Below are 8,045 nucleotides of genomic sequence, written 5' to 3'. Positions count from 1 at the left end.
GTGCGGCGGCTGGGTCGGGCGGTGAACTCCGTGGTGGGCAGGGGTGGGTGACGGCCTGTCATGGGGCGGCTCCCTCAGGCATGTTCAAGATCGTGTTATCGTTAACACTCACTGATCGGAGTGTGGGCGCGAGAGTACGACCGCGTCAATGCCCGTGCAGGTCTTGTTCTGTGCGGAGCGCCGGACCGCCCCCGTCGAAATGCGCCGCGCACCGCTGTGAACTGGCGTGGAACCTTCGCAGTGTCCGCGAATCTTCCCGGAGTTGTCCGTGATCGGTAACAGGCGCATCCACCGGCCCGCACGTCTCGTCCTGTCCAGTGTTCACGAGGTGATCGGGACCGGTGGAACACGGTGCGAAGGGGACGGACATGGCGCGGCGAGGCAACGGGCGAGGCTGGAACAGCAAGGTGGTCGGGGCTGCGCTCGGCGTGACGTTGCTCGCGACCGGCGCCTCGGTGTGGACGGCGCAGGCGGGCGTCGCGGACGGCTCGTCACCGGAGGCGGCCGCCCCGGCCGCACCCGGCGGCGCCGCGCGGGCCACCGCGAGGACGATCGCGCACGCCTCGGACGCGGGTGCGCGCGGCGTCAACATCACCATCGACGACGGCCCGGACCCGCAATGGACACCCCAAGTCCTCGCCGTACTGCAGGAGTTCGGCGTGAAGGCCACGTTCTGCATGGTGGGGCCGCAGGCCGAGGCGCACCCGGACCTCGTGAAGAAGGTCGTCGCGGCCGGACACCGGTTGTGCGACCACTCGGTGGCGCACGACACCACCATGGACAAGAAGTCCGAGGCCTACCAGGCGCGGCAGATCCTCGACGCCGAGCGCATGATCACCGAGGCGTCCGGGGGCGTACGGCCCATGTACTACCGGGCACCCGGCGGCGCCTTCACCCCGTACAGCCGCAAGCTCGCCGCGTCCCACGGCATGCGCCCGCTGGGCTGGAACGTGGACAGCAAGGACTTCGAGCGCCCGGGAACGGACTCCGTCGTCGCCACGGTCGAACAAGAGCTGCCCAACGGGCCGACGGTGCTCTTCCACGACGCCGGCGGCGACCGCGCCCAGACCGTCGAGGCCCTGCGCCGACTGCTCCCCCGGCTCAAGGAGCAGGGCTACGCGTTCGGCTTCCCGGTGCGCTGAGGATCGACCCGACGGCCTCGGATCAGCTCATCCGGTCCGGGACCGGGTCCCGCCGGCGTCGCGGCGTCCGGCGGGACGACGAGCGGGCCCAGCCGGCCTTGTCGTTGGCCCTGCTCGAAGCCGAGCACCGCGTGCGCGATGAGCACTTCCGGCCGATCGCCCCTCAACTCGCCGGGGGGAGCGGCACACTGATCCGATGGCATACGACCTCTCGAAGGGTGCCTCCGCACCCCAGCCCGAAGCGCAGGTCTTCAAGGGTTACGTCGCGACCGTGACGCTCTATGCGGATCGGGCCGAGATCAAGCGCAAGCTCATGGGGAAGGCGACCGGCGCCAGGGACTGCGTCATCCCCCTGCGCGACGTCGTCAAGGTGCTGTCGAAAGAGCCGACCCGTCTCGTGAACGGGTACGTACAGCTCGCCACCGAGCAGGACCGGGGGCAGCTGCGTATCGCGACGGCCGAGGCGCAGAAGGCCATCGCGAACAACTCCCGCACGGTGCTGTTCACCTGGAACCAACGGGAGGCCCACGCCGCGTACCTCGCCGCCGCGACGGCCGGCGTCCGGACTCAGGGCGGCAACCCGTTCGGATAGTGCGCGCTGCGTCCAGTGAACGATCACCACGTCCGAATGCCGAATGCCGGATGCGGCGTGCTCCGTGGGCCCCCGTCCTGGGTAGCGTGGCCCTCTGCTGCATGGGGTGTCCATGTGCCTGGCCGGTCCGTGCGAGGGCCCCCGACGAGAGTGATGAGGCGGCCGCAATGAGTGAACCGACGAAGCCCGAGGTCGACGTTCCTGAAGGCGCCGCCCCTGCCGAGCTGACGGTCCGGGACCTGGTCGTCGGGGACGGTGCCGAGGTGAAGCCCGGCATGGTGGTCAGGGTCCACTACGTCGGGGTGACCTTCGCATCCGGGAACGAGTTCGACGCCTCCTGGGACCGGGGCGAGCCGTTCAAGTTCGCCCTGGGCGGTGGCAAGGTCATCAAGGGCTGGGACCGCGGGGTGAGGGGGATGAAGGTCGGCGGCCGGCGCGAGATCATCGTCCCCCCGCGCCTCGGCTACGGCAACCAGTCACCCTCGCCGCTGATCCCGGCGGGCTCGACCCTGGTCTTCGTGGTGGACCTGCTCGACTCGTATTCCGGCACAAGCGGGTGGAGCAAGGCCCAGTAGCCCTCATTGCCCCGGAAACGGCGGGGCAACAGAAAAAGGGCCGTTCGAAAACGGCCCTTCACCTGCGACGTTCGATACGTTCGAACTGTCGGGACGACAGGATTTGAACCTGCGACCCCTTGACCCCCAGCGGCATGGTCGCTCCCACGCAAGCTCTCGAACGTCCCAGTGCACCGTTGAGCAACGTTCTCGGCACACGCTGGAGGCATACGCAGCTTGGGCCGTACCGATGCCCGCACCGAGCGGCTGCGCTTGGTGCGCGCAAGTCAGGCGAGATGCTCGGCGAGGTGGCTGGCGAACGCCTCGGCGATGGGGCGCAGCCCCATGGAGCCCGGTACGACATGGTCGTCGTAGTCCCCGTCTTCGATGGCCACATCGTTATTGAAGAGCACCTTGGTCTCCGCGGGCAAGAGATCCAGGAACCAGGACACGAACTCAGCTGCTTCGACCGCACCGTAGCCGGGAAGCCCGATACCGCGTTGAGGGTGATACCAGGCGCTGCGCTGGGCACCGTCAGCGGAACGGGTGTAGGTGAATTCAAGATCCGGGTCCCGCTCGTCGCTCGATTCGTAGTCGGGCCACCTGGCAGCAGCCTGGGTGTCGAAGACTTCTAGGTCGACGGGCCAGACTTCCCCCTCGACGGGAGCGAAGTAGTAGTTGGTGATGACCTGAGCAGCCTCGTCGGCGGTAGTCACAGCGCGCCCTTCTCAGTCGGTTGCCGGGTGGTAGCGAACGTTACCGGGGACCCCATGTTTCGCCATGAGGTACTGCCAATAAGCCTCGGTCTCGGGGCCGTTTGTAATGACTTCGAGTCCCTTGAGGTGCCCGTTCGGGTCATTGATGGCCCGACCGTAGTCCCGAATCTCCGCGTCGTCGCCCTTGTGCGGCCCGGCGACCCAAGCCTTCTTGTCCTTTTCCGGAAGTTCGAGCTTCTCCAGGGTCCGCGGGGACTTGCAGGTGTTGGGTTCGTTGACGTACTTGGCGTCGAGGGCGTATCCATCCGCCGGCCGTAGACCGTCGGCCTGCTGCCCGTCCTTCAAACCCCGCCTGTGTGGCAGTACCAGGTCGTACTCGGGATACCCGGCAGTGTCCGCCTGGTATCGGTTAGCCGGATCTGCTTCCGTGCGTCTATTCCCGAAGTCGTGCTGGTGCAGCGTCGACATCCACTTGCGGAAGTCAGCCTGCTCCTTGGCGCTGAGTAGCTTCGTACCCGCTGGCGGCAACGGCCCTTTCGGGTTGACTCCAGGTCTCGGCGGGCCGGGCTTGAGCGGGTCGGGCTGGGAGTAGATAGCGTAAGTGATGCCGCCCGGGGTGGGGCCGGTGGCCGCGAGCGTCAGGGGTGTCGCAGGTATGAGCGGAGACGCCGGAACCGGGATGATGGCCGGGTAGCCCGGGGCGTAGGGCACGGGCGGGCTGGACGGTTCGGGGAGTTTGGCTTTGCGTCCGGAGCCGTCGAGAATGCCCGGGATGAGGCCGAGCGCGGCAATGTGCACGTCCCCGCAGACGGCGTCGTTGAGCCCGTGGTCGTTGTCGTTGTCCAACAGGGAATCGCCGAGGGCCATGCCTCCAGCTTTCCAGTCGGCTTTGGCGTCGTCGACGTGCCCGGCGTAGGCGTCGCAGGCGGCAGCTATCTCGTAGCAGGCGGCGGCGATGTTCGCGAGGAGTGCTTCGCCGTCGGTGGTCCGGCAGGGGCGTTCGCCGTTGCCGATGAAGACGCCGAAGTACTCGACGAACGAGGTGACAGCGAAACCGGACCAGTCCTTGACGAGCACGCCCTGACCGGTCTGGGCACTGGTGCGGGTGCCTTCCATGAGCTTCCCCGCGTGCCGCCACGCCTTCGCGGCGGAACGCGCTTTGCTGGAGTCGCCACGAGGTCCTTGGGTGAGGAAGTCGTCCATCCAGTCTTCTTTGGAGACGACGTCGGGAAGATCTTCCTCACTGCCGGTGGGATCGCACTGGCGGCTGGCTTGTGGCTGCCTGAGTCCGTTGATGGCGTCATCGGGCGAGAAGTTCTCAACGATCCGCGCGGCGACCTTGCTGTCCGTGGCGAGGAACTCGAAGGCCATCTTCATGACGGAGGCAGACAGTTCGCCCATGGTGTATGTCGAGAAGGCGATCTGGGCGACGGTTTCGCGGGCTGCTGCCTGATACAGCTTCGCAAAGTTGTGGCCGCCGGCGTCGTCACCGGCCATACCCTTGGAGACCTGGAGGGCCTCGACGAGGGCACCGATGACTTCGACGAGGAATTCCGTGAGGTCATTGAACCCGCCGGACATTCCGACGAGTTCGTCCGACTTGACCTTGACGTCCGGTGCCACTGATCCCTCCCCGTGATCATGCCGTCCGCAAGGTTAGCTGCCGCAACCCCACGTGTCGCAACGGCATCAAGACAACCTCTGCTACGCACCGCCCCGCCGGAGATCTTGCGGGTGCGGATGCAGCCACAACACGGTCACCGTCGACCACAGACTCGACGGCGTCGAGGCCAGCACCTCCCCCAGCCAAGCCAATGACCACATTCCCGCGGAGCAGCTCAGGACCCCCACCAGGGCCAAGGGCCACTACGCCATGGTCAATAGCTTCGATGGTCGCGGTGGAGGCTCACGTAGCGCGGTGTACATCAGCAGCCCAAACGGATCGGCCATGTGTTCCACGCATGAACACCCCGCACGGCGTCGTCTTCCTCGACGAAGAGCGTCGTGCGTGCGGACCGGGACAACTCAGTGAGCGTTTTCAGTGTGGCTACTGATCGGGTGAGGGGACGGCGTGACGTTGGGGTACGCAACGGACAGGGCTCCCGTGCCGTTGAGTGAGGTGTTCGACGTCTCAACTCAGCAGCACAGGAGCCCTGTTGGTTCCGTATCCTGCCGCACTCGACCTGCCTCACGCCTTGGTCGAGTGGGTCACGATGCTCATCGTCACCCGCGAGGGTGACCGGCGGTGCAAACTGCCGCCGCACCGCCGTGCGTTGGTCGCACTCGTGTACCTGCGCCACCATGAAACCCTCGCCCGCATCGCCGCGGCCTTCGGGATATCCGTCGGTACCGCCCACGTCTACGTCACCGCGGTCACCGAACTGCTCGCCGAGCTGGCACCGGGCCTGCTGAAGACGCTGCGCGTGCACGATCCGGACTTCGTTCTCCTGGACGGCACGCTCGCCGAGTGCGACCGCGTCGGGGACGGCAGGGCGGACTACTCGGCGAAACACAAGCGGCACGGCGTGAACGTGCAGGTCGTCACGGACCCGGCCGGGGAGATTTTGTGGCTGTCGCCGGCGCTGCCGGGCCGCACCCACGATCTGACGGCAGCCCGCACCCACAAGATTCTCCGGATCTGCGAGCGCCAGGGCGTCCCGATCCTCGCCGACATGGCCTACATCGGTGCAGGCGGCTGGGTCACCACCGCCGGGCGCCGGCCGCCGGGCGGTGAACTCACCCTTACCGAGCAGACCGAGAACCGGGCCCTGTCCGCGGCCCGGGCACCTGTCGAACGAGGCATGGCACGACTGAAGTCCTGGCAGATCTTCCGCAGATCCCGCATCAGCCCCAACCGCATGAGCGTCATCACCAAAGCCGTCCTCACCCTGGAGAGGCAACGCTGAAAACGCTCAGTGGGAGCGCGCTCCCACTCCCGTTGCTCCCACTGGGAGCATGGGAGCAACAGAAAAAGGGCCGTTCGAAAACGGCCCTTCACCTGCGACGTTCGATACGTTCGAACTGTCGGGACGACAGGATTTGAACCTGCGACCCCTTGACCCCCAGTCAAGTGCGCTACCAAGCTGCGCCACGTCCCGATACCCGCTGACCTGGGCTTTCCCCTGGCCGAACGTGCACGGAAACCATACCGCACTCGGGGCCGTGGTCGCGCATCCCTTTACGGCTCGGGACGTGCTCGGAGGCGGGGTTGACCTCAAGCAAAGTTGAGGTTGCACGCTGCTGGATATGACGACGACAGCGCAGCGGCGCACCTACGGATACGCGGACCTGTCCCGCCTGATCAGTGCCATGACCGGGGACGAGAAGCACGGGGCCGCGGCCACCTCCACTCTCGACGTGTTGTGGGTGCTGTACGACCGGGTCCTGCGGGTGGGGCCGGACACGGTCGACGATCCGGGGCGCGACAGGTTCCTGCTCTCGAAGGGGCACGGGCCGATGGCGTACTACGCGGTGCTCGCCGCGAAGGGGTTCGTGCCGGTCGAGTGGCTGGGCGGGTTCGGGCAGTACGGGTCGCGGCTCGGGCACCATCCCGACCGGCTGCTGGTGCCCGGCGCGGAGATCGGCAGCGGGTCGCTCGGGCACGGGCTGCCGCTCGCGGTGGGCACGGCGCTCGGGCTGCGTGCCCAGGGGCGGGTCGAGCCCGCCGTCTGGGCCCTGGTCGGGGACGCCGAGCTCGACGAGGGGAGCAATCACGAGGCGATCGCGTTCGCCGGGGCCACCGGGATCGAGCGGCTGCACACCGTCGTGGTCGACAACATGTCCGCCACGTACGGCCGGGCGGGCGGCATCGCGGCCCGTTTCGACGCGGCCGGCTGGTCGACGCTGACCGTCGACGGGCGCGATCACGCCGCGCTGTACGAGGCGTTCACCGCGCCGCATCCGGGGCGGCCGCACGTGGTCGTCGCCCGCGTCGAGCCGCAGTTGTCGTGACCCACCCCCAGCCATCGTTTGCGCACCGTTCGGAAAGGAACATCGCCGTGGACACCATGCGTGACCGTTTCGCCCCTGTTGTCTCCCGGCTGCTCGACGAGGATCCCCGGGTGGCCGTCGTGCTCGCCGAGATCGGCCTCGCGCCGTTCGCGCAGGCCGCGCGCCGGCATCCGGACCGGGTGATCAACGTGGGGATCAGGGAGCAGCTGCTCGTGGGGACGGGGGCCGGGCTCGCGCTGACCGGGCTGCGGCCCGTGCTGCACACCTTCGCCAGTTTCCTCGTGGAGCGGCCCTTCGAGCAGGTCAAGCTGGACTTCGGACATCAGGGCGTGGGCGGGGTGCTGGTGAGCGCGGGCGGGTCGTACGACATCGCCGCCGGCGGGTTCACGCACATGGCGCCCGGCGACGTGGCACTGCTCGACACCCTCGACAGCTGGACCGTGCACGTGCCCGGCCATCCGGACGAGGCGGAGACCCTGCTGCGGCACGCGGTCGGGGCGGGCGACGAGCGGGTGTACGTACGGCTGTCCACCCAGTCCAACCGGGACGCGCTCGCCGTGGACGGGGCGCGGATGCTGACGGTGCGCGAGGGGCGCGGCGGGGTCGTCGTCGCCGTCGGGCCGCTGCTCGACGCGGTGCTCGCCGCGACGGAGGGGCTCGACGTCACCGTGCTGTACGCGTCGACCGTGCGGCCCTTCGACTCGGACGGGCTGCGCCGGGCCGTGGGCGACAGGGCGGAGGTCGTGCTGGTGGAGCCGTATCTCGCGGGTACGTCCACGGCCGCCGCGAACGACGCGCTCGGCGATCTCCCGCATCGCGTGCTCGGGCTCGGCGTGGGCCGTCGGGAGCTGCGGCGTTATGGCACCCCCGAGGAGCACGTCGCCGCGCACGGGCTCGACGCGGCGACGCTGCGGGAGCGGATCAGCCGGTTCGTGGACGCGCCGGTTCCTGCGTAGGCACCGGCACGGAGCGTACGGGGGCGACGTCGGCGCGGACGAGGCCGCGGATCGCGGGGACCGCGAGCAGGGCGGTCGCGCACAGCAGGGTGACGCCGCCGCCGGCCAGCAGGACGTGCCGGGTGCCGAACACG

General features: G+C 68.3%; 8 protein-coding genes and 1 tRNA gene. 6 read left to right on the top strand and 3 right to left on the bottom strand.

The window, feature by feature from the left end; translation table 11 throughout:
• Positions 1-368 precede the first annotated feature (368 nt).
• From G3I40_RS30260 to G3I40_RS30250, 3 genes are all read left to right on the top strand, one after another.
• Positions 369-1,142, top strand: a complete 774-nt coding sequence (locus G3I40_RS30260; protein WP_164305816.1) for a polysaccharide deacetylase family protein — start codon at positions 369-371, stop codon at positions 1,140-1,142.
• Between the two features lie 196 nt (positions 1,143-1,338).
• Positions 1,339-1,734, top strand: coding sequence for a hypothetical protein (locus G3I40_RS30255; protein ID WP_164305815.1), 396 nt, complete (start codon positions 1,339-1,341; stop codon positions 1,732-1,734).
• Between the two features lie 167 nt (positions 1,735-1,901).
• Positions 1,902-2,309 carry an FKBP-type peptidyl-prolyl cis-trans isomerase gene (locus G3I40_RS30250; RefSeq protein ID WP_164305814.1) on the top strand — a complete coding sequence of 136 codons (408 nt, stop codon included), beginning with the start codon at positions 1,902-1,904 and terminating at the stop codon, positions 2,307-2,309.
• Positions 2,310-2,575: 266 nt separating this feature from the next.
• On the opposite strand, the gene G3I40_RS30245 is transcribed toward G3I40_RS30250, so the two are convergent.
• Complete coding sequence (locus tag G3I40_RS30245) at positions 2,576-3,004, bottom strand: hypothetical protein (protein WP_164305813.1); 429 nt, start codon at positions 3,002-3,004, stop codon at positions 2,576-2,578.
• A 12-nt stretch (positions 3,005-3,016) separates the two neighbouring features.
• On the bottom strand, positions 3,017-4,627 hold the full coding sequence (locus tag G3I40_RS48190; RefSeq protein WP_164305812.1) for a restriction endonuclease fold toxin-2 domain-containing protein: 1,611 nt from the start codon (positions 4,625-4,627) through the stop codon (positions 3,017-3,019).
• A gap of 533 nt (positions 4,628-5,160) precedes the next feature.
• On the opposite strand from G3I40_RS48190, the gene G3I40_RS30235 reads away from it, so the two are divergent.
• Entirely contained in the window at positions 5,161-5,910 is a 750-nt protein-coding gene (locus G3I40_RS30235; protein WP_164305811.1) for a transposase family protein, read from the top strand.
• 118 nt (positions 5,911-6,028) lie between these two features.
• Here G3I40_RS30235 and G3I40_RS30230 read toward each other — a convergent pair.
• Positions 6,029-6,102, bottom strand: a tRNA-Pro gene (locus tag G3I40_RS30230).
• A gap of 148 nt (positions 6,103-6,250) precedes the next feature.
• Here G3I40_RS30230 and G3I40_RS30225 point away from each other — a divergent pair.
• Complete coding sequence (locus G3I40_RS30225) at positions 6,251-6,955, top strand: transketolase (protein WP_164305810.1); 705 nt, start codon at positions 6,251-6,253, stop codon at positions 6,953-6,955.
• 47 nt (positions 6,956-7,002) lie between these two features.
• Positions 7,003-7,911, top strand: a complete 909-nt coding sequence (locus G3I40_RS30220; RefSeq protein ID WP_164305809.1) for a transketolase — start codon at positions 7,003-7,005, stop codon at positions 7,909-7,911.
• Positions 7,912-8,045 lie beyond the last annotated feature (134 nt).

This window comes from Streptomyces sp. SID14478 (genome assembly GCF_010548525.1).
GTDB lineage: Bacteria > Actinomycetota > Actinomycetes > Streptomycetales > Streptomycetaceae > Streptomyces.
This window is presented reverse-complemented; position numbering and strand designations above follow the sequence as displayed.